This is a genomic window from Corynebacterium sp. KPL2838, assembly GCF_040225455.1.
Taxonomy (GTDB): Bacteria; Actinomycetota; Actinomycetes; order Mycobacteriales; family Mycobacteriaceae; genus Corynebacterium; species Corynebacterium rhinophilum.
In genome coordinates, this window is sequence record NZ_JBEHFT010000002.1 from 96,453 (window position 1) to 115,962 (window position 19,510).

Consider the following 19,510-nt stretch of genomic DNA (forward strand, 5'->3'; position numbering starts at 1 on the left):
CATGAGCCGCCGTGAAAGTGCCACATGCCTCCCGCGTGTGCACATTCGCGCCGATAATGCTCCCCCGAGAGAGGAAAATCCCCACAAAAGGGGCCCCAAATCGGACCTATTGACACCAAAAAGTGCCAGAATAGGAAAAGTAGAACACTAAGCGCGTGGGAATTACCCCCACGGTGAGAAAACATGGAAGGCAACCACTACACATGTCCGAAAATACTTCTTATTTGCCCGACCGTAACTTGGCCATGGAGCTGGTGCGCGTGACCGAAGCCGCCGCCTTGGCCTCTGGCCGCTGGGTTGGTCGTGGCATGAAGAATGAGGGCGATGGCGCGGCAGTCGATGCCATGCGCAAGCTGATTAACTCCGTAGCAATGAAGGGCGTTGTTGTCATTGGTGAGGGCGAAAAGGATGAGGCCCCGATGCTCTTCAACGGCGAAGAGGTCGGCACCGGCGAGGGCGCGGCGATGGACATTGCCGTGGACCCCGTGGATGGCACGCGGCTGATGGCCGAGGGCCGCCCCAATGCCATTTCCGTAATCGCCGCTGCAGAGCGCGGCACCATGTATGACCCATCCGCAGTCTTCTACATGGAAAAGATCGCCGTTGGACCTGAAGCCGTCGGATCCATCGATATCAACCAGTCCGTGCAGTGGAATATCGAATCTGTTGCCAAGGCAAAGGGCCTGCGCACCGCCGATATCACCGTGGTGGTATTGGACCGTCCGCGCCACGATAAGCTCATCCAAGAGATCCGTGAGGCAGGCGCCAAGGTACGCCTCATCATGGACGGCGATGTGGCGGGTGCCATCGCCACCTGCCAGGATTCCAATTCCATCGACATGATGATGGGCATCGGCGGTACCCCTGAGGGCATCATCACCGCCTGCGCCATGCGGTGCATGGGTGGCGAAATCCAGGGCAAGCTGTGGCCAAAGGATGAAGAGGAAGCAGAAAAGGCCCGCGCCGCCGGCCACGACTTGGACAAGGTCTTAGGCACCAATGACTTGGTCTCCTCCAAGAACTGCTACTTCGCTGCCACCGGCGTGACCAACGGCGACATGCTGCGAGGTGTCTCCTACCGCAATAATGGCGCCTCCACCCGTTCGCTGGTCATGCGTTCCAAGTCCGGCACCATCCGCTACGTCGATTCCTTCCACAAGCTGGCAAAGCTGCAGGAATACTCCGTCGTGGACTACTCGGACCCCACCAAGAACTAAACCTCACCCCCAAATGGCGGGGCGGGCTCGGGCTTTTCGTGCTCTAGTTTTTAGCTTTTCGCCATACTGGGGGTAGACGCACACAATCAATTAACCGAGGTGATTTTCATGACCGAATACCGTACCGAACATGACACTATGGGCGAGGTTAAAGTTCCCGCTAATGCCCTGTGGCGCGCACAGACCCAGCGCGCGGTAGACAACTTCCCCATCTCCGGCCGCGGCCTAGAAGATGCGCAAATCCGCGCACTCGGCCTGCTCAAGGCGGCATGCGCACAGGTCAACAAGGACTCCGGCAGCCTAGATGCGGAAAAGGCAGACGCCATTATCGCCGCTGCGAAGGAAATCGCGGAAGGCAAGCACAACGATGCCTTCCCCATCGATGTGTTCCAGACCGGCTCCGGTACCTCCTCCAATATGAACACCAACGAGGTCATCGCCTCCTTGGCACAGAAGCAGGGCGTAGAGGTTCACCCGAACGATGACGTCAACATGGGCCAGTCCTCCAATGACACCTTCCCCACCGCTACCCACGTGGCGGCCACGGAAGCAGCCGTCAATGACCTCATTCCGGGCCTGAAGGTGCTCCACGAGTCCCTGACCAAGAAGGCGAAGGAATTCGCGGACGTTGTCAAGGCCGGCCGCACCCACCTCATGGACGCTACCCCCATCACCCTGGGCCAGGAGTTCAGCGGCTACGCCCGCCAGGTGGAGCTCGGCATCGAGCGCATCGAGGCTACCCTCCCGCGCTTGGGCGAACTCGCCATCGGTGGTACCGCCACCGGCACCGGCCTGAACACCTCCGCTGAATTCGGTGGCAAGGTGACCGAGGAGCTCAAGAAGCTCACCGGCGTTGAGAACCTGAAGGAAGCTGAAAACCACTTCGAGGCACAGGCTAACCGCGACGGCCTTGTAGAGTTCTCCGGAGCCATGCGCTCGGTGGCTGTATCCTTCAACAAGATTGCCAATGACCTGCGCATGCTGGGCTCCGGCCCGCTGACCGGCCTGGCAGAAATCCACCTGAAGGACCTGCAGCCTGGTTCTTCCATCATGCCGGGCAAGGTCAACCCGGTTATCCCTGAGGCAGTCACCATGGTGGCCGGCCAGGTTGTGGGCAATGACGCAGCCGTTGCCTTCGGCGGCGCGCAGGGCCAGTTCGAGCTCAACGTCTTCATCCCGATGATGGCGCGCAACGTGCTCGAGTCCGCTCGCCTACTGGCTAACTCCGCCCGCGTCTTTGCCGAGAAGTGCGTCGACCACATCGAGGCCAACGAGGAGCGCATGAAGCACTTCGCGGAGTCCTCCACTTCCATCGTGACCCCGCTGAACTCCGCCATCGGCTACGAGAACGCCGCTAAGGCCGCAAAGCACGCCCTCAATGAGAAGATCACAGTCCGCCAGGCCGTTATCGACTTGGGCTTTATTGACGGCGAGAACCTCACTGAGGAAGAGCTGGACAAGCGCTTGGACGTATTGAGCATGACCAACCGCGAGCGCGACAATATTTAATCTAGTCCGCGTTTAGCGCTACAACCCCCGCTCGGAAATCACTTTTGAGCGGGGGTTTTCGCATGCCTCGACGCGCTTGCCAGGCATGGTAAGCGCGGGTAAAGAAAGGGGACATCGGCAAGCGCATGCTGTGACCCCCACCATAAATTCAGCGTACACATCTACAAAATCACCCATTTTGCACTTGGTGCAAGTTTGCACCGAGTGTAAAGTTGCATTCTGTGCAAGAAGAACTATCACTACGCGAGCAGAAACGCCTAGAAACGCGGCTACGCATCGAGGATGCCGCCACAGAATTGGTGGATAAGCATTCCTTTGGCGAGGTCACTATTGAAGAGATCTGCGAACTAGCCGGTATTTCTCGGCGCACATTTTTTAATTATTTTGATTCGAAGGAATCCGCCGTGCTTGGGGCGCCAAGCGCTGACTTCACCGCGGAAATGCGCGAGTATTTCCTCCATGAACCCACCACCGACATCATGGAATTAGTCCTTAACCTGGTGGAACAGCACATGGAGGGCCATCACGTTAATCCCACGATTCGGGAGAGACGCAAGCGCATTGCTAATGACCCAGAGGCGGCCGCCGCCTCCATTAGCCGCAAGCGGGCGAAATCCATCGAGCTTATTGGGCTCATTGAGGAGCGCCTTAACCAAGAACCGGAATTGCGCATCCTCGAGGGCCATTCAGCGGCAACGGAGGCCATGGTCATCGCCGGTGTAGTCCGCGAGGCCCTGTGGCTTTCCATCGCCGCCCCTGATAGCGATTGCAGCGACGCCCTGAGTTCGCGTCTTAATGATTCACTGAAGTTGATTAATGATGTTATGAAAGGAATCCGATGGTAGATACAGCCGAAAAGGCTCCTGCGCAGGGCCAGTCGCGGGCGGATAACCTGGGGCTCATTTTCTCTGCGCTGGTGCTCACCATGTTGATGAGCTCACTGGGCCAGATGATTTTCTCTTCCGCTTTGCCAACGATCGTTGGTGAGCTTGGCGGCGTTGACCACATGAGCTGGGTCATCTCCGCATTCCTTGTCACCATGACCATCGCCATGCCAATTTCCGGCAAGCTGGGTGACATGTTGGGCCGCAAGTGGCTCTACATTGGCGGCATCGCCGTCTTCGTCGTGGGCTCTGCCATCGGTGGTTTTGCCGATTCCATGACGGTTCTCATCATCGCCCGCGCCGTGCAAGGCTTCGGTGCTGGGTTCATGATGATTTCCTCGCAGTCCATCATCGCCGAGGTCACCTCTTCCCGCGAGCGCGGCAAGTTCATGGGCATCATGGGCGGCGTCTTCGGCCTGTCCTCCGTCCTCGGCCCCGTCTTGGGTGGCTGGTTTACTGATGGCCCTGGCTGGCGTTGGGGCATGTGGATGAATATTCCACTCGGCCTGCTGGCCATGGTGGTCTGCATCTTGGTGCTCAACCTGCGCGTGGGCCAGGCCGATATGAAGCGCTTTGACTGGCTCGGTGCCACCTTCATCGCCATTACTACCGCTTCCCTTATCCTCATGACCACTTGGGGCGGCACCGAGTACGACTGGGATTCCACCATGATCCTCACTCTCGGCGCCATTACCCTCGTCGGCGCGATCGTTACCACCATCGTGGAATTGCGGGCTGCCGAACCGCTTATCCCGGTCCGCCTCTTCAAAAACCGCAACATGGCCCTGACTACCCTATCCGGCGTCATCCTGGGCCTGGCCATGTTCGGGGTGCTGGGCTATATGCCCACCTACCTGCAAATGGTCCACACTCTATCACCCACTAACGCTGGCCTAATGATGATGCCGATGATGATTGGACTTATCGGCACCTCCACCGGCGTCGGTTTCATCATCGCCCGCACCGGCCGCTACAAAATCTACCCCCTTATCGGCTTGGTCATTACCGCCGGTGCACTCTTTTGGATGTCCCGCTTGTCGGTAGACACATCGCTCACGCAACTCGGCTTCGAGTTCCTCGCCTTCGGCATCGGCCTGGGCATGGTCATGCAGGTGCTCGTTCTCATCGTCCAGAACTCCTTCCCGCTCTCCCAGGTGGGTACGGCAACCGCGGCGAATAACTTCTTCCGCCAGATCGGTTCTGCCCTAGGTGCTTCCCTGGTCGGTTCCATGTTCATTAACAACATGCAGGATGAGATGGCCAACCGCCTGCCGCAGGCCATCCAGCAGCTGGGACCTGAGGGCGCGGCCTATGCCGAGAAGTTTGGCAATGGCGAGGGCAATGCCAATAGCCTGACCCCGGACTTGGTGTCTTCCTTGCCAGAGCCGCTCAGGCAGGCAGTATTAAATTCCTATAATGACGGACTCACCCCGGTCATCGCGCTGATGGTCCCGCTCGTCATCGTCGCCCTCTTGGTCCTGCTTCCCCTGCGTGAAGAGCGCCTGAAGGAGACGATCGATTAATGTCGCTCAACCCCGCAGAAACCGCCGCCACCAGTAGGGAGCTCCATGCGCTGCGCGGTAGCCTGCCGCTTGCCGATGCCCCCATCGAGTCCTCCCTCGGCTACCAGGCTGGCGGCCTCGCGGAGGTGCTCGATATTGAGGCAAGCCCCATCGAGGTATGGCGCACCCGCGATTACCTCGTGGCCTTGGCAGAGCGCCAAGGCATCAAAGTGCCGCCGTTTAGCCGCCTGAGCGATTTCATGCGCCCACAGGCACAGAAGTGGTTTGGGCGCTGGGAGCTACCCGCAGTCTAGGAGCGCACTTTTGCTCCCCCGCCTGGTTGATCGCCTAGCTTGGGAAAACAAATAAAGGCCGTAGCGCCGCCGGGATGATTGATTCCCCCCGGCAGCGCTACGGCCTTCGTGACGAAAAGGCTGAGTGCCCTTTAACTGTTCTTTTCCTCCGGCTTGGGAAGCAGGAGCTCGTAGACATCGGTATCGCGCCACTGACCGGCCAACTCACCATAGGTCATCTTGGCCATGTGTGAGTAGGTGCCGACCTTTTCAAAACCGCGGGACTTGTGAAGGCCCGCAGAACCTTCATTTTCCGGGAAGATCCAAGAGTGGATGGCCCACTTGTGCAGGTCCTTGCACACTTCAATGAGGCAATCGAGCAAAGCCCCTGCAATGCCACGGCCTTGGGCATCAGATCCCAAGTAAATGGAATCCTCCACGACGCCGTGGAAGACGGTGCGCGAGGAAATCGGGGCGGCCGAAACCCACCCCAATACCTTGGAATCATCGTCCGCCTCAACGGCTACGTGCACCGAGGCCATGATCTTGGAGCTCGTAAACTCCTCGTAGGTCAAGGATCGGGTTTCATAGGTGGCATGGCCGGTTTGCAGGCCCTGCTCGTAGATGTCCCGCATCTGCGGGTAATCGGCCGAAGTGAAGGGCCGAATACGGAAATCCTTTTTCTTATCGTCCGCAGACGTCTTCTTGGCGTTCTCGCTCATAAGCACCATTATTACTGGTCTTGGGTGATTTTTTCTATAAAGAATTCATTAAATTCGCTGTCTGCGAAATCGCTTTCATCCGGCCCCCACTTAGTCGTTGCCTTCTAATAGATCGGTTACCAGTTCCGCAATGGCGGAGCGCTCCGAACGCTTAAGGGTAATGTGCGAGAAGAGCTCGTGGCCCTTGAGCTTTTCGATGACCGCCTGTACCCCATCGTGGCGGCCCACCCGCAGGTTATCGCGCTGGGCAACGTCGTGGGTGAGCACTACTCGCGAGCCTTCCCCCAAGCGCGAGAGCACGGTGAGCAAAACATTGCGCTCCAATGACTGCGCCTCGTCCACGATGACGAAGGCATCGTGCAGGGACCGGCCACGGATATGGGTCAGCGGCAGGACCTCGATAAGCCCGCGCTCGTGAATCTCCTCCAGCACGTTGTCAGAGACCAGGCCTTCCAAGGTGTCATAGACCGCCTGAGCCCATGGGTTCATCTTCTCTGATTCAGAGCCCGGCAGGTACCCCAGCGACTGCCCGCCGACGGCATACATGGGCCGGAAGACCACAATGCGGCGGTGCTCCCCGCGTTCCAAGACAGCCTCCAAGCCAGCGCACAATGCCAGCGCTGATTTACCGGTACCGGCCCTTCCACCGATGGAAACGATGCCAACCTCCGGATCCAGCAGCAGATCCAAGGCAATGCGTTGTTCCGCCGAACGCCCCTGCACGCCGAAGGCATTGCGATCGCCGCGCACCAAGCGCACCGCCCCGTCCGGCATGATGCGCCCCAAGGCAGATTGCGCGCCGGCAATCAAGGTGATGCCGCAGTGCACCGGCAAGTCTTCAACCGGGGTGTCATCGTCCGTGACAGCCCCGTCTAGCAGCACTTCCCCATCGCTGTAGAGGGCGTCGATGACATCTGTGGTGGTATAGGCGGTGGCCATACCGGAGTACCCAGTCAAAATGACGTCTTGGGCGTGGTATTCATCGGCCTGCACGCCCACGGCGCCGGCCTTGACGCGCAGCGGTACGTCTTTGGTGACTAAGACCGTGTCCTTACCCTCGTGCGCCAGGTTCAAGGTGCAGGCCAAGATGCGGTGGTCCCCTTCCGGCCCGCGGAATGCGGCCGGCAAGAGCGACTGATCTTGGTGGTTAAGCTCTACCCGCAAAGTACCGCCAGCTACATTTACCGGAACGGGTTGGTCGAGCGCTTCATAGGTAGCCCGCAGCTCTTCCAGAAAGCGAAGAGCTTGGCGGGCGAACCAGCCAAGCTCCGGGTGATGACGTTTTCCTTCTAATTCAGAGATAACCACAACGGGAAGGACGACCTCGTGTTCAGCGAATTTTCGCAGCGCCCACGGGTCAGATAATAAGACCGAAGTATCGAGGACATAGTTCTTGGTAGCGACGTCATTATCGGTGGTGCCTAGTGGAGTAGAAAGTACAGAGGGGCGAGTCATGGTGGCAGGAATCTTCCTTTGTGAAACGGTAGAAAGCTATTCTTCCTTGTCTGTCCCCCAATACCGCTAGTGCTGCGATCTCTTGGGGGCTGCCACCCAACCTAAGCACCCAAGGTTGAAATCACATGGGTGGAAGATGAACTTTAAGAAAACGACAAATCCCTGCGGGACAACCCGCAGGGAAAGTGTCGAGAGTGTTCGGCGTGCCGCTTATGCGGGCGCCGAATTTTAGCCTTTAGGCCTCGATATCAGCCTTGAATTGGCCGTCTTCACCCTCAGTCCAGGAGATGGTGCCGTTGCTAAACTCTTGGGTCCAGCCGTTCGCCTCAGTTGCGTCAGCCTCTGGCTTGGTAGGCAGGCCAACGGAAGAGTCGAGGCCACCCTCGTTTACCCAGGTTTCAGCAATCTTGCCGATGACCGGCTGTGCACCAGTCTCCTCAGAGTAGACCAGGTGCTTGCCGCCCTCGAAGGTAGCCAAGGTGCCCTTTTCGGAGGACTCTACGCTCTGCACGTCGCCCCACTCTGCCTGCTTTTCCTCGATGGCGGCTGCAAGGTCAGCGGGAACTTCTTCCTCGCCATTTGCAGTAGTGACGGTCTGGGTATCGCCCTTGGCGCCCTCTGCATTATCGTCCTTGGAGCCAGTTGCTTCTGCGGCAGCGGAACCTGCGGCGTCGGTGGCATCGGCTGCGGCAGAGCCGGCAGCATCCGATGCGTCTGCGGCTACGGAGCCAGCGGTATCCTTGGCGTCATCAACGGTATCCTCTGCGTCCGAGCATGCAACGAGAGCAACGGAGAGGGTTGCGGCCGCGAAGCCACCTGCAATACGACGAGTAATCTTGTGCATTTCTAAATCTACCTTTCGCTTTTCAGCCGAAAAATTAGTTCACTGTAGTTTTCAGCCGCCATTGTGGCGAGCGCAACCAACTGTATAGCGATCTGCACTGCCGCGCCACTGTGTGCACTGGGGATTGAGCGGATCAGCTTTCAGTTCATCGCCGTTTGCGCTGCTTAGGACTCTTCTTCTGCTTTTGTAACGGATTGTTAACAATCCTTCGAGACTGTTTGGCTTTAGCTTTTTCGCGGGCTGTGCGTTTCGGTTTTTCCTGCCTGGAGGAACGGGCGGTGCGGCCCTTAGCGATGCCCACAAAGTCCTGGATGGCCTCGCCATCCTCCGCCTTTCTCCAGACCAACGCAATTTCGGTGACCGGCACCTCGTTATCCTTCAGCGCGAGCGGGACCACCTGTTTCTTGCTGAGGATTTTTAATAGCGGCAGCGGTGCGATGGCGATCCCCACATTGGCTGCAACCACCTGCAGGGCTTCGCGTACGGCGGCGATATCGACCTCACCGGCATCGGTGAGGCGGTAGTTGAGGTGCTCATCGGAGACATCGGCAAGCGCCAGCGCCTCGCCCACCTCCGCATAAACGGAGTCTTTTGGAACCGCGATGCCGGGGGCCTCCTCATAAAGGCGGACCACGTGGAAGGAGTCATCCACGCGCGCATCCGGCAGACGGGTCAGCGCCACTTCAACGTGACCGGCGAGCACTTCCGCCATGCTGTCATCCGCATCAATGGTGGATAAACCGCCGTGCGCAGTATTGTCCTGAAATCTCTGAAACCATTTTCCAGGTTGTGTACCGGTAACAAAGGCTAAGCGCAGCATGGAGCACAGTCTACTGAAAGTGCTACGGTTAAACCGTGAGTGAACAACATAACCAACAGCAACCGTCCGGTACCGCGATGCGCGCGCAGACCGCCGCTAAAAAGCTGAATATCTATCTGCCCGCCGCGCCCGAAGAATTTCAAAATAGCGCGGTAAGCCACGAAGAACTGCGCGAATTGCAGCACAATCCCCCACAGTGGCTGCAAACGCTGCGCCGCGAAGGCCCCCACCCCCGGCAGGAAGTTGCCCACAAACTGGGCATTTCTGTCACCGCATTAAAGAAAAATGACATGGATAAGCCGCTGACCACCGCGGAAATCAGCGAGCTTTTGGAAAAGCAGCCTGAGTGGCTGCAGCAAGCCCGCGCCACGTTGGCGCAGGCCCGCGGCCACGACGTCCACAAGGACGCCGCTGAGGATAAGGACTAAACTAGCTTCCAGTCCTCGAGGCCTTCATACAGCGGGTAGTGCTCGGCGATTTTATCGACGCGACGGCGAAGTGCCTCAACATCGGCGCTATTGCCCTGTGCCAAAGCGGTGCCGATGACATCGGCAACCTCGGTGAAGGCTTCCGCATCAAGGCCGCGGGTGGCCAGGGCGGAGGTGCCGATGCGCAGGCCCGAGGTGACCATCGGCGGGCGAGGATCGTTCGGGACCGCATTGCGGTTGACGGTGATTCCTACCTGGTGCAACAGGTCTTCTGCCTGCTGACCATCGAGCTGCGAATTGCGCAGATCAACCAGGACGAGGTGGACATCAGTGCCACCGGACACAACGTCCACGCCAGCTGCCTGCGTATCTTCCGCCAAGAGGCGATCAGCCAGAATGCAGGCGCCCTCAAGGGTGCGCTCCTGGCGCTCCTTGAATTCCTCGCTGGCCGCAATCTTCATAGAAATAGCCTTTGCAGCCACCGCGTGCATCAACGGTCCACCCTGCTGGCCTGGGAAGACATTGGAGTTCAGCTTCTTTGCGTATTCCTGCTTGGCCAAGATCATGCCGGATCGCGGACCGCCCAGGGTCTTGTGCACGGTGGTGGAGACGATATCGGCGTGCTCCACTGGGTTCGGGTGCAGGCCTGCTGCAACCAGACCCGCGAAGTGGGCCATGTCAACCCACAGGTAAGCGCCCACCTCATCGGCAATCTCGCGGAAGGCCGCGAAATCCAGGGTGCGCGGGTACGCGGACCAACCGCCGATGATGACCTTTGGCTTCTCCTTTAGCGCCTGTTCGCGCAGCTTATCCATGTCCACGCGCATGGTCTCTGGGTCCACACCATACGCCGCGACATCGTAAAGCTTGCCGGAGAAGTTCAACTTCATCCCGTGGGTCAGGTGTCCACCATGCGCCAAGGACAGGCCGAGGATCTTATCGCCCGGTTCCGCGATGCTGGCCAGGACTGCGGCATTCGCCTGCGCGCCGGAGTGTGGCTGCACGTTGGCAAATTCCGCGTTGAAGAGCGCCTTCGCACGGTCGCGGGCGAGATCCTCAACAATATCGACGTGCTCACAACCGCCGTAGTAACGACGCCCTGGGTATCCCTCGGCGTACTTATTGGTCAGGACAGAACCCTGTGCCTGCAAGACGGCGCGCGGCACGAAGTTTTCAGAAGCGATCATTTCTAGAGTTTCGCGCTGGCGGGAAATTTCTCCCTGGATAGCGCCGAAAACATCGGGGTCAATATCGCGCAGGTCAGTATTGAAAGAAGCCATATAAGACTAGTCCTCTTCTCGGTAGGAAGCAGTATGAACTATTACATATCATAACCTTTCGGCTACCTTACAGGGGGCAAATTTTTAATTCCCTTATCATCGCGTGCGACAATTAAGCTATGGCGCGCAACCTGGATTCAAGCCCCTACCTCGACTTTGACCGTGAAACCTGGCGTGATCTTCGCAAATCCATGCCACAGGTGTTGACAGAAAACGAACTAGAAGAGCTACGCGGCATCGGCGATCGCATTGATTTGGACGAGGTGGCAGACGTCTACCTCCCCCTCTCCCGTCTTATCCACATGCAGGTCACCGCCCGGCAACAACTCACCGCCGCCACCGAAGCCTTCTTGGGCAACCCTCCCACGCACGTGCCTTTCGTCATCGGCGTAGGCGGTTCCGTGGCCGTTGGTAAATCCACCACCGCCCGCCTCCTCCAAGTGCTCCTACAGCGCTGGGACTCTCACCCGAAGGTGGACCTGGTGACCACGGACGGGTTTCTCTTTCCCACCCAAACGCTTAAAGACCGCGGACTGATGAAGCGCAAGGGTTTCCCCGAATCCTACGACCGCCGCGCACTTATGCGCTTTGTTACCGACGTCAAATCCGGAAAACCCGTGGTTAAAGCGCCGCTGTATTCGCATATCACCTATGACATCGTCAAAGATCGCTATCAAGAGGTCAACCAGCCGGATATCTTAATCTTGGAAGGCCTCAACGTCCTCCAAACCAGCCCCACCTTAACCATCGCGGATCTTTTTGATTTCTCCGTCTATGTCGATGCCCGCACGGACGATATTGAGCAGTGGTACATCGACCGCTTCCTCACGCTGCGCCACACCGAATTCCGCAGGCCGAATGCTCACTTCGCTGCTTATGCCGATATGAACGATGAGCAGGCGCGCGCCCAAGCCCGCGAGATTTGGCAATCCATTAACCTGCCAAATTTGGTGGAAAATATCCTGCCCACCCGCGTGCGCGCATCCCTGGTATTGAAGAAGGGCTCGCATCACCTCGTCGAAAAGGTGCGGATGCGAAAAATCTAGCCGCTATTTGCCAAAGCGGCGCGAACGCTGCGAATAATCACGCAGCGCGCGCAGGAAATCTACCTTCCGGAACGCCGGCCAATAGGTATCGGTGAACCAGATCTCTGAATAGGCTGCTTGCCACAGGAGGAATCCGGAAAGGCGCTGCTCACCGGAGGTGCGGATCACCAAGTCCGGGTCCGGCAGGCCCTTGGTATAAAGGTGTTCCGTAATCGAATCCGCGGTGACTCGGTCCGCCATCTCAGCTGCGCTCGTGCCCTTTTCAGCCTCGCTGCGCACCAGCTTCTGAACGGCATCGACGATTTCTTGGCGCCCACCGTAGCCCACGGCCACATTGACGATGACGCCTTGGTTATCCTTGGTTTCCTCAGCGGCGTCAACCATGCGCTGGGTTACCGGCGCGGGCAATAAATCTAAGTTACCCACAAGGCGCACCTGGCAATCCAGATCCCCCTGGGACAAATGCGTGACCACATCAGAGATGATGTCAAAAAGCAGCTGCACTTCCTGCTGGCTGCGCTTCAAGTTCTCCGTGGACAAGAGGTAGATGGTGACTACCTCAATATCGGTATCACGGCACCACGCGATCATCTCCCCGATTTTCTTCGCCCCCTGGCGGTGACCGTGGCTGATATCCGTAAAACCGGCTTCCCGCGCCCAGCGGCGGTTGCCGTCAGCCATGATCGCCACGTGCTTCGGCTGCGGTCTGCCTTTGATAAGCCGCACGAGGCGTGCTTCATACAAGGGGTACATCAGCCGCTTGAGAAATATCACGTTGATTACTCCAGCCGGCTAGAAAATCGACTTCTTGCGGTTATCGTAAAGGCCAGCTTCCTTCAGCGCCGCATCCACTGCCTCTTCGTCGAATGGATCGATTCCGTGGTCTTCAGCGAACATGGTGCGCCGACGGAAGCGCGAAAAGCGACGGTGGAAATTCCAACCCGCTACCAGCACTGCAACGCCCAAGATGGCCAAGATAAGCAGCCCGATGGGCGAGGCTTTACCAAACTCGGGACCCATCGGCCCGCCCTCTGCACCTTCTGTGCCTTGCGCAAGAACAGTGACATCGTGCGCAGCCAAGAAAAGGGAGTCATAGACGCTCATGCTTTAAGTCTCCTCGTTCTTTTCAATGCCCGCAAATAAATCATTTTCCGGCAGCGAGGTCGATACCCTGGTCTTGGCTAATTCAAACTCCTCCGTCGGCCACAAGCGCTGTTGGACCTCCACGGAGGTAGCCAAGAATGCGCCCGCAGGATCGATCTGCGTCGCGTGCGCCCGCAGCGCATCATCGCGGTTTTGGAAGTAATCGGCGCACTCCACCTGCGTGGTAACGCGGGCCATAATATCGCCAAAAGCCGTGTCCCAACGCGCCAGCATAGGACCGTACGGGCTGGGCTTTCCTTCCTCAAGGAGAAGATCGTGGAACATCTTCATACGCTGGTACACGAAGCCATGCGAATAGTACAGCTTCAGCGGCTCGAAGGGCTCGCCCAGTTCTGGGTGGTAAGAGGCGTCACCGGCCTTTTCCCACGCAATCATGGAGGCTCGGTGAACCATGAGGTGGTCTGGGTGCGGGTAGCCGCCATTTTCATCATAGGTAATGATGACCTGCGGGCGGAATGAACGGATAACGCGCACCATTTCCTGGGCCGCTGCATCATCGCCCATCAGGGCAAAGCAGCCTTCCGGCAAGAGGTCTTCCATGCTCTTGCCTTCCTCAGGATCTGGCAGGCCGGAATCAACGTGACCTAACCACTGGTGTTGGACCCCAAGCGCGCGGGCTGCCTTAGCCATTTCCTCGCGGCGCACCTCAGCCATGTTTTCCTTGACGCCAGGACGGTCCATAGCCGGGTTAATAATGTCACCGCGTTCACCACCGGTGCAGGTCAGCACCATTACATCCGCACCTTCTGCAGCGTAACGGGCCGTAGTCGCAGCACCCTTGGAGGATTCATCATCCGGGTGTGCGTGGATTGCTAGGAGGCGAAAGTCGCTCACTGAAAATCCATCCCCTTTAAAACTAGCTTTTAGAACAGACCACTATCTTAGTAGATAATGGGAAAATGGTATTCCTCGGTTAAAGTAGGGCTATGACTTCCGCCGGAAATTCTCGCTCCGCCGCGCGCTACGGCTCGCGCGATAAATCACAAAAGAACTCTGGTAGCTGGGCCAATAAGGCGCTGGTGTTAATTTTCGCCGCCATGCTCGTCACCCTTCTCTACTACGGCTTCCAGTATTTTCGGGAAAAAGAATCCGTCAATGCTCAGATTTCTATGGTCACTCAAGAGGTGCTGAGCGATGACACCACGCGCGTCTGGGTCGACGTAACCCGCAATCACACCGATGAGGATGCATACTGCATCGTGCAGGCTTACGATTATTCCAAATCCGAGGTAGGTCGCCGCGAATTTGCCGTTCCCGCTGGCGGAAATGAGACGCATCGCATTGCCGTCGATGTCCCCACCAATGCCCGCGCCGTCGCCGGTGGAGTCTATGGTTGCTCCGGCAATATCCCGGATTACCTGGATATGGACAATCCCGACTACGCGGAAAGTCGCTAGCCCCATGTGCTAGGATTTGTACAGCCTAGAACTGGGCAATTGCCTGGTTGCATACTTAACTTCGGTCCCGCCATCATCGCAGGACTTTGACCACTATTCCACAGCACGGAAGGTTTTAGAATGGCTGAGCAGCAAAAGCAGTACATTACCCCAGAAACCAAGGCAAAGCTCGAGACCGAGCTGCAGGAACTCATCGATCACCGCCCAGAGGTGGCAGCGGAAATCAATGAGCGCCGCGAAGAGGGCGACCTGAAAGAAAACGCCGGCTACGACGCCGCCCGAGAGATGCAGGACCAGGAAGAGGCCCGCATCAAGCAGATTTCTGAGCTGCTGGCCAACTCCACCACCGAGCGTGGCACCATGCAGGAAGGCGTTGCCTACACCGGCAGCGTTGTTCACGTGTACTACAACGGCGACAAGAACGATAAGGAAACCTTCCTCATCGGTACCCGCGCCGCTGCGACCGATAACAAGGACCTAGAGACCTACTCCGAGCAGTCCCCGCTGGGCGCCGCCATCATCGGTGCGCAGGAGGGTGAAACCCGCGAGTACTCCGCACCAAACGGAAAGACCATTTCGGTAACCATCGAATCGGCTGCCCCATACGATTCCGCCAAGGCCGCCACCCCGCGCGAATCCTAATTTCCTCCTCCCACCCCATTACCGCCTTCACTACTCTGGAGAAAGAGCACATCCCCATGAAGAAATTCTCCCGTTTCGCCACCGCTGGTTTAGTTTTTACCGCCGGCCTTTCCTTGGCCGCATGCCACCCGCCGAACGAACAGGATTCTGAATCCGGCAAGATCGACAACGCATCGACCTTCACCGGCGAGGCGCCGGCGCAGAAGAATGCTGAGACGTCTTCATCTGCTACCACCTCCGAACCCGGGGTGGATTCGGAGGGCCTGCAGAACGGGGTCGAGGAACCTGTGCAGCAGCCAAACGCCACCACGACACAACTGCCGCAATAAAAGAAATGGGCTGAAGGATAGTATCCCTCAGCCTTTTTTCTTTCCCGATTCGCTGCCTAGGATTCTCGCGCCCAATTGCCGATGACCCCAGGCACAACAGCCGGTGGTTCTCCCAACAGATCTCGCTTATTAGGATCGCGCTCAACTTGAGTCGTTACCGCCTTCACCCGGTTCTTGTCATTTCCCTGACCCCGGGTTCCCATCATTGGCGCAAAGGCTCGCATACCTGCTGCCGGCCTTGCGGCGCCAGATTTGGCACCGGTGCTATTGATGGCGCCTCCCCCGCGCACCACGGCTTCGCGCACAGCTCCCCTTTCAAGGTGTCCCCGGTTACCGTTACCGCCGCTGCTATTGCCAGCAGATTCGCCTGCCCCGCGAGGAAGCGCACCTCCCACACCGCGAGCGCCGACGCTCTCACCGGAGCCACCACGCAAAGCTGCTCCGCCGCGCGCAGCGGTTCCGTCAGCACCTAGTCCTGGGGCGGAATTTACGAGTGCACCCATGTTTCCGCCTACGCCAGAACCAGGCCTTCCACCCGTGCCCAAGGCCCCGCTACCGAGCCCGGCCGTTGGATTGAATCCGCCACCGCGGAGCGCGCCAGGATTTCCACTTCCAGCTCGCCCGCCGAAGGTAGGAGTACCCGTGGCACTTGCAATTCCAGTTCCGGGACCTAACCCGGCCCCAGTGCCCATACCCGTAGCACCGGGCCCACCGCCAGCCATTGACGTAGAACCTAACTGACTATGCGGCGCCGTCGTCCCAGGAAGTGAGGCCCCACTGGTTGCGACATCGCGACCGCTGATATCCATTCCGTCGCCCACGCCTAGTTGGGAAAGAGCCTTTCTGCCGTCCGCATGCAATTGCTCTTGGAACGCAGCGGTTTCCTCTGGAGTCATGCCCACCGACTCCAAATCGTGGACCGTACCATTTGCCACGTCGAAGTTTCCCGGTCCCACATCACCGCGGGCAATAGCTTCCTGAATCGCGCGCGGCCACGCAACACTGTCGGTTCTATACTTCTGGCCATCGCCATCCACACCAGACAAACCGGCATCAATACCGCCCCCTCCGGAAGCTGGCGACTGTTCCATTAACGCATGCTGATTAGGCATTGCGTCGATGGCAAACCTTTGAAGATCCGGTTGGAGCTTTGCCAACGCCGCAGTCTCTGCGATTTTTCGTTCGGCCGGGTCAGAAATCTTCATAATATCCATCGCCATTGCCATTGCCGACGGCTGAATCATCATCAATCGCGAGTGGAAACCAGTGAGCTTTTCTCCCATTGCTTCCGCATTGGCTACAAAGTGCTTCCCCGAGGCCGCTACCTCTCGGATCTTCGCTGCCGCTCGCGACGTCGTTTCGCTGTCATTCTCGTTTTCCAACGATCCCGCGGCTTTTTCAAGCCCACTAACGATCTCCCGAACCTCGGAGCCTAAGGACTTCCACCGCGCATTAGCTTCGGATACGCTCCAAATCTGCGTAGACATCAAGTCCGTTGCCAGCTTAGTAATCGATGTGCCGACGTTAACTACAGGCGGAGTAAACATAAACGGGCTATACCCTGGCTCCGGCTGGTCCATAATCGGCATCGATTCAACGCCAATCTCACCGCCAGCGTCCGCGATATCCATCGCCCTACTATTTGCAGCTTCTTGGGCTTCAAAGCCTCGTGCTTCACGAGCAAGAGCCTGCGACAACCATTCAACTTGCGAGGCGTAGTCTAGGAGCGTCCCCTTAGCCGAACCTGGGTCGATAGAAAGTGCCCTCTCGTGCACGCCCCCTACGTGGTCAATGCCCGACACATTTGAAAACCCCGAATTTAATGGGCTATTTACTTGGTCTTTTAGCGACTGAGCTCGTCGGTATAGCTCGGATATTGTACTGGTGTTTCTCTGCAGGTTCTTGACACTAACAAGCATGTTTCCCCCAAAACACGACTATTTTTTGAGATTGGTAATTATTTCAGCAGCCAATTGGCATCTTTTCACTTGGCTTGATTTTGGCGTGACATCATTTATGCCGATTATTATCGTCCCCCGACTGGTTGAAAGATATCCATTGCACTGGGATTCTTTAAAGAGTTCAGAGTTAAATAGGTGGATACCTTCGCTATCCGCAGTTTCATCTCTTTGTCGAAGATCTTCATTTAGGCCTAGCTCTTCAAATGAAGTTGAGTCGCTAGCTACGGACACTAAAATATTTTCCGAAAAATTCCTCCCGTTCGATGCAATGTTGCAAAAATAGTGTCCAGATTCATTTCGATAATCAAGTATCTTCGGCTCTAAACCAATTTCTTCCAACCTCTCCGAAGCAATCTCCGTACATGGGTCGAATAGCTCGAAATCTGGATCAGCAGGATCAAATTCCCCCGGCGGAGGTAGTACCCCGGAATCCCCATCTGCCGTGGCGCCGGTCTGCCCCCGAAGACCGGCGCCAGCACTCGTGTCCTCGTCTTTGGAGTGTTCCGAATCCCCCGCGTTGTCTTCCACGTCATCCCCCTGGTTTCCGTTGGCATCACCCGCGCCATCGACCGAACTAGTGCCATCAGCTTCTGCCGTCATCGCGGCATCTTCTGACGCGCTCCTCGAGCCGACTTCCGCAACGCAGCCACTCAGCGCGACCGAGCTGACTACCAGCGCTGCTACGGTTGCCTGACGTTTCACAACAATCCTTCGGTTACTCCTTCTAGACGAGCTGGAACGAGGAGAAAATAGAGGAGAGAACTCTCTACCTTCCGGTTTCCCGTTCCCGCCACATAGCATGCATGAATCGCGTAAAAATTTCTTGCCGAGCCCGCAAATTAATCACTATTTAACTATTTCATTTATCTCACACACCACATTTATAACTTTCCAAATGGTGAAATTTGCTGCTCATTAGCTGTCTTAAGCCTGAATGTCCTCTCCTAGCCGCTTAAAGGCTAAAGAACGACTTAATACCCCCTGAATTACCCCAATAATTACAGGCCTGTAAGCCAAACGCAGACACAAAAATGGCCCGCACCGTAGTGCGGGCCGAAAGCATGAAAAAGACTTAGTTGCGCTGAACGTAGCTCAACAGGCGAAGAATTTCGGTGTAGAGCCAGACCAAGGTCACGGCCAAACCGAGGGCAACGCCCCATGCCTGCTTGGCAGGAGCACCAGCACGGATAAGGCGGTCTGCTTGGTCAAAGTCAGTCAGGAAGGACAGGGCAGCCAAGACAATGCAGACCAGGGAGAAGATGATAGCGAGGGGGCCACCATCGCGCAGTGGGTTGAAATCGAAGAAAAGAGCACCCAAGAAGTTTGCAAGAGCCATGACCGCGACACCTGCAATGAGGCCGACCAAAATCTTGGTGAACTTTGGAGTGACCTTTACTGCACCAGTCTTGTAGACAATGAGCATACCGATGAATACGCCGATGGTACCGACGATTGCCTGGCCAATCAGCGCCATGCCATTAGAACCACCGATGGTGCTATTAGCGAATACGAAGGAGAAGCCACCAACGAAAAAGCCCTCGAATACCGCATAGATTAGGGTTGCGGCCGGTGAGCCCCACTTCCGGCCAAAGGAAGCCACAAGTACTGTGATGAATCCGCCGATGCCGCCGACCAGCATAAGCATCATGGCGGTGCCTGGGTTCATGGTGCCCAAGTAGAAGTTGATGGCAGCGGCCACGATAATGATGCCGAGGGTAATTCCCGTCTTGGTGACGACGTCATCCACGGTCATGGGGCGAGGGGCTTCGCCCGCGTAGCTGGGGTTCTGCTGCTGGCTACTTTCAGTCAGCGAGGTCATAACCGGATTGCTTGAACGCACGGTTGTCCTTTCTCAGTGATGTACAAATCATCTTTCTCATGTAGATCAACGTCATCACGCCCCACAAAGTTCCCCATTTGGAATATTTTGTTCAAGATTCTCGGAAATTTATTGCCGGACCGGTCCCTCCGCTGACGTAACCCGAGTTTTGTTGCTAGAAACTTGCTCTCGCGCCTT

General features: G+C 57.2%; 21 protein-coding genes. 10 read left to right on the forward strand and 11 right to left on the reverse strand.

Features of this window, described 5'->3' with window-relative positions; genetic code table 11:
* Positions 1 to 203 precede the first annotated feature (203 nt).
* From glpX to ABRP98_RS01380, 5 genes are all read left to right on the forward strand, one after another.
* On the forward strand, positions 204 to 1,217 hold the full coding sequence (glpX, locus tag ABRP98_RS01360; RefSeq protein ID WP_284769941.1) for a class II fructose-bisphosphatase: 1,014 nt from the start codon (positions 204 to 206) through the stop codon (positions 1,215 to 1,217).
* A gap of 108 nt (positions 1,218 to 1,325) precedes the next feature.
* Complete coding sequence (locus ABRP98_RS01365) at positions 1,326 to 2,726, forward strand: class II fumarate hydratase (RefSeq protein ID WP_349857111.1); 1,401 nt, start codon at positions 1,326 to 1,328, stop codon at positions 2,724 to 2,726.
* 221 nt (positions 2,727 to 2,947) lie between these two features.
* Positions 2,948 to 3,571, forward strand: coding sequence for a TetR/AcrR family transcriptional regulator (locus ABRP98_RS01370; RefSeq protein WP_349857112.1), 624 nt, complete (start codon positions 2,948 to 2,950; stop codon positions 3,569 to 3,571).
* Entirely contained in the window at positions 3,565 to 5,133 is a 1,569-nt protein-coding gene (locus ABRP98_RS01375) for an MDR family MFS transporter (RefSeq protein WP_349857113.1), read from the forward strand. Before ABRP98_RS01370 ends, ABRP98_RS01375 begins: the two co-directional genes overlap by 7 nt.
* A complete protein-coding gene (locus ABRP98_RS01380) occupies positions 5,133 to 5,426 on the forward strand; it encodes a DUF2316 family protein (RefSeq protein ID WP_284852195.1) in 294 nt (97 codons plus the stop codon). The genes ABRP98_RS01375 and ABRP98_RS01380 overlap by 1 nt, the downstream gene beginning before the upstream one ends.
* A 131-nt stretch (positions 5,427 to 5,557) precedes the next feature.
* Here the strand turns inward: ABRP98_RS01380 and ABRP98_RS01385 are convergent, their stop codons facing one another.
* The 4 genes from ABRP98_RS01385 to ABRP98_RS01400 form a co-directional block, all read right to left on the reverse strand.
* Positions 5,558 to 6,136: a GNAT family N-acetyltransferase gene (locus ABRP98_RS01385; RefSeq protein WP_284769946.1), complete on the reverse strand. Its 579-nt coding sequence runs from the start codon at positions 6,134 to 6,136 to the stop codon at positions 5,558 to 5,560.
* Between the two features lie 81 nt (positions 6,137 to 6,217).
* Entirely contained in the window at positions 6,218 to 7,582 is a 1,365-nt protein-coding gene (phoH2, locus tag ABRP98_RS01390; protein WP_349857114.1) for an RNA 5'-3' helicase PhoH2, read from the reverse strand.
* Between the two features lie 235 nt (positions 7,583 to 7,817).
* The gene (locus ABRP98_RS01395) at positions 7,818 to 8,426 is read right to left on the reverse strand and encodes an LGFP repeat-containing protein (protein WP_349857115.1); all 609 of its coding nucleotides are present in this window, start codon (positions 8,424 to 8,426) and stop codon (positions 7,818 to 7,820) included.
* A 145-nt stretch (positions 8,427 to 8,571) separates the two neighbouring features.
* Positions 8,572 to 9,246, reverse strand: coding sequence for a LysR family transcriptional regulator substrate-binding protein (locus ABRP98_RS01400; RefSeq protein ID WP_349857116.1), 675 nt, complete (start codon positions 9,244 to 9,246; stop codon positions 8,572 to 8,574).
* 77 nt (positions 9,247 to 9,323) lie between these two features.
* Here ABRP98_RS01400 and ABRP98_RS01405 point away from each other — a divergent pair, with 77 nt between their 5' ends.
* On the forward strand, positions 9,324 to 9,674 hold the full coding sequence (locus ABRP98_RS01405) for a DUF5997 family protein (RefSeq protein ID WP_284852213.1): 351 nt from the start codon (positions 9,324 to 9,326) through the stop codon (positions 9,672 to 9,674).
* Here the strand turns inward: ABRP98_RS01405 and glyA are convergent.
* Positions 9,671 to 10,954, reverse strand: a complete 1,284-nt coding sequence (gene glyA / locus ABRP98_RS01410) for a serine hydroxymethyltransferase (RefSeq protein WP_349857117.1) — start codon at positions 10,952 to 10,954, stop codon at positions 9,671 to 9,673. The genes ABRP98_RS01405 and glyA overlap by 4 nt on opposite strands.
* 119 nt (positions 10,955 to 11,073) lie before the next feature.
* Here glyA and coaA point away from each other — a divergent pair, with 119 nt between their 5' ends.
* Positions 11,074 to 12,000 (forward strand): type I pantothenate kinase, encoded by a 927-nt coding sequence (coaA, locus tag ABRP98_RS01415; RefSeq protein ID WP_284769949.1) that lies wholly within the window; start codon positions 11,074 to 11,076, stop codon positions 11,998 to 12,000.
* A 3-nt stretch (positions 12,001 to 12,003) separates the two neighbouring features.
* Here coaA and ABRP98_RS01420 read toward each other — a convergent pair whose 3' ends face one another.
* The 3 genes from ABRP98_RS01420 to mca are packed head-to-tail and all read right to left on the reverse strand — an operon-like array spanning position 12,004 to position 13,998.
* Positions 12,004 to 12,774 carry an isoprenyl transferase gene (locus tag ABRP98_RS01420; RefSeq protein WP_349857118.1) on the reverse strand — a complete coding sequence of 257 codons (771 nt, stop codon included), beginning with the start codon at positions 12,772 to 12,774 and terminating at the stop codon, positions 12,004 to 12,006.
* 18 nt (positions 12,775 to 12,792) lie between these two features.
* Positions 12,793 to 13,104, reverse strand: a complete 312-nt coding sequence (locus ABRP98_RS01425) for a hypothetical protein (RefSeq protein ID WP_005280029.1) — start codon at positions 13,102 to 13,104, stop codon at positions 12,793 to 12,795.
* Positions 13,105 to 13,107: 3 nt separating this feature from the next.
* A complete protein-coding gene (mca, locus tag ABRP98_RS01430; protein WP_349857119.1) occupies positions 13,108 to 13,998 on the reverse strand; it encodes a mycothiol conjugate amidase Mca in 891 nt (296 codons plus the stop codon).
* 92 nt (positions 13,999 to 14,090) lie between these two features.
* On the opposite strand from mca, the gene ABRP98_RS01435 reads away from it, so the two are divergent.
* The 3 genes from ABRP98_RS01435 to ABRP98_RS01445 all read left to right on the forward strand — a co-directional run bounded on the left by ABRP98_RS01435 (position 14,091) and on the right by ABRP98_RS01445 (position 15,532).
* A complete protein-coding gene (locus ABRP98_RS01435; RefSeq protein WP_349857120.1) occupies positions 14,091 to 14,561 on the forward strand; it encodes a DUF4307 domain-containing protein in 471 nt (156 codons plus the stop codon).
* Between the two features lie 120 nt (positions 14,562 to 14,681).
* Positions 14,682 to 15,203, forward strand: a complete 522-nt coding sequence (greA, locus tag ABRP98_RS01440) for a transcription elongation factor GreA (protein WP_284769952.1) — start codon at positions 14,682 to 14,684, stop codon at positions 15,201 to 15,203.
* A gap of 56 nt (positions 15,204 to 15,259) precedes the next feature.
* On the forward strand, positions 15,260 to 15,532 hold the full coding sequence (locus tag ABRP98_RS01445; protein ID WP_349857121.1) for a thiamine biosynthesis protein X: 273 nt from the start codon (positions 15,260 to 15,262) through the stop codon (positions 15,530 to 15,532).
* Positions 15,533 to 15,588: 56 nt separating this feature from the next.
* Here ABRP98_RS01445 and ABRP98_RS01450 read toward each other — a convergent pair whose 3' ends face one another.
* From ABRP98_RS01450 to ABRP98_RS01460, 3 genes are all read right to left on the reverse strand, one after another.
* Positions 15,589 to 17,163: a hypothetical protein gene (locus ABRP98_RS01450; RefSeq protein ID WP_349857122.1), complete on the reverse strand. Its 1,575-nt coding sequence runs from the start codon at positions 17,161 to 17,163 to the stop codon at positions 15,589 to 15,591.
* Between the two features lie 306 nt (positions 17,164 to 17,469).
* Positions 17,470 to 18,195 (reverse strand): DUF3558 domain-containing protein, encoded by a 726-nt coding sequence (locus tag ABRP98_RS01455; protein WP_349857123.1) that lies wholly within the window; start codon positions 18,193 to 18,195, stop codon positions 17,470 to 17,472.
* Between the two features lie 370 nt (positions 18,196 to 18,565).
* Positions 18,566 to 19,333 carry a Bax inhibitor-1/YccA family protein gene (locus ABRP98_RS01460; RefSeq protein WP_284769956.1) on the reverse strand — a complete coding sequence of 256 codons (768 nt, stop codon included), beginning with the start codon at positions 19,331 to 19,333 and terminating at the stop codon, positions 18,566 to 18,568.
* Positions 19,334 to 19,510: the final 177 nt, after the last annotated feature.

Bases quoted from the DNA above. Each gene is read 5' to 3' on its own strand.
- glpX (WP_284769941.1), top strand. From the start codon at position 204: ATGTCCGAAAATACTTCTTATTTGCCCGACCGTAACTTGGCCATGGAG.
- ABRP98_RS01365 (WP_349857111.1), top strand. From the start codon at position 1,326: ATGACCGAATACCGTACCGAACATGACACTATGGGCGAGGTTAAAGTT.
- ABRP98_RS01375 (WP_349857113.1), top strand. From the start codon at position 3,565: ATGGTAGATACAGCCGAAAAGGCTCCTGCGCAGGGCCAGTCGCGGGCG.
- ABRP98_RS01380 (WP_284852195.1), top strand. From the start codon at position 5,133: ATGTCGCTCAACCCCGCAGAAACCGCCGCCACCAGTAGGGAGCTCCAT.
- ABRP98_RS01385 (WP_284769946.1), bottom strand. From the start codon at position 6,136: ATGGTGCTTATGAGCGAGAACGCCAAGAAGACGTCTGCGGACGATAAG.
- phoH2 (WP_349857114.1), bottom strand. From the start codon at position 7,582: ATGACTCGCCCCTCTGTACTTTCTACTCCACTAGGCACCACCGATAAT.
- ABRP98_RS01395 (WP_349857115.1), bottom strand. From the start codon at position 8,426: ATGCACAAGATTACTCGTCGTATTGCAGGTGGCTTCGCGGCCGCAACC.
- ABRP98_RS01400 (WP_349857116.1), bottom strand. From the start codon at position 9,246: ATGCTGCGCTTAGCCTTTGTTACCGGTACACAACCTGGAAAATGGTTT.
- ABRP98_RS01405 (WP_284852213.1), top strand. From the start codon at position 9,324: ATGCGCGCGCAGACCGCCGCTAAAAAGCTGAATATCTATCTGCCCGCC.
- glyA (WP_349857117.1), bottom strand. From the start codon at position 10,954: ATGGCTTCTTTCAATACTGACCTGCGCGATATTGACCCCGATGTTTTC.
- coaA (WP_284769949.1), top strand. From the start codon at position 11,074: ATGGCGCGCAACCTGGATTCAAGCCCCTACCTCGACTTTGACCGTGAA.
- ABRP98_RS01425 (WP_005280029.1), bottom strand. From the start codon at position 13,104: ATGAGCGTCTATGACTCCCTTTTCTTGGCTGCGCACGATGTCACTGTT.
- ABRP98_RS01435 (WP_349857120.1), top strand. From the start codon at position 14,091: ATGACTTCCGCCGGAAATTCTCGCTCCGCCGCGCGCTACGGCTCGCGC.
- greA (WP_284769952.1), top strand. From the start codon at position 14,682: ATGGCTGAGCAGCAAAAGCAGTACATTACCCCAGAAACCAAGGCAAAG.
- ABRP98_RS01445 (WP_349857121.1), top strand. From the start codon at position 15,260: ATGAAGAAATTCTCCCGTTTCGCCACCGCTGGTTTAGTTTTTACCGCC.
- ABRP98_RS01450 (WP_349857122.1), bottom strand. From the start codon at position 17,163: ATGGATATCGCGGACGCTGGCGGTGAGATTGGCGTTGAATCGATGCCG.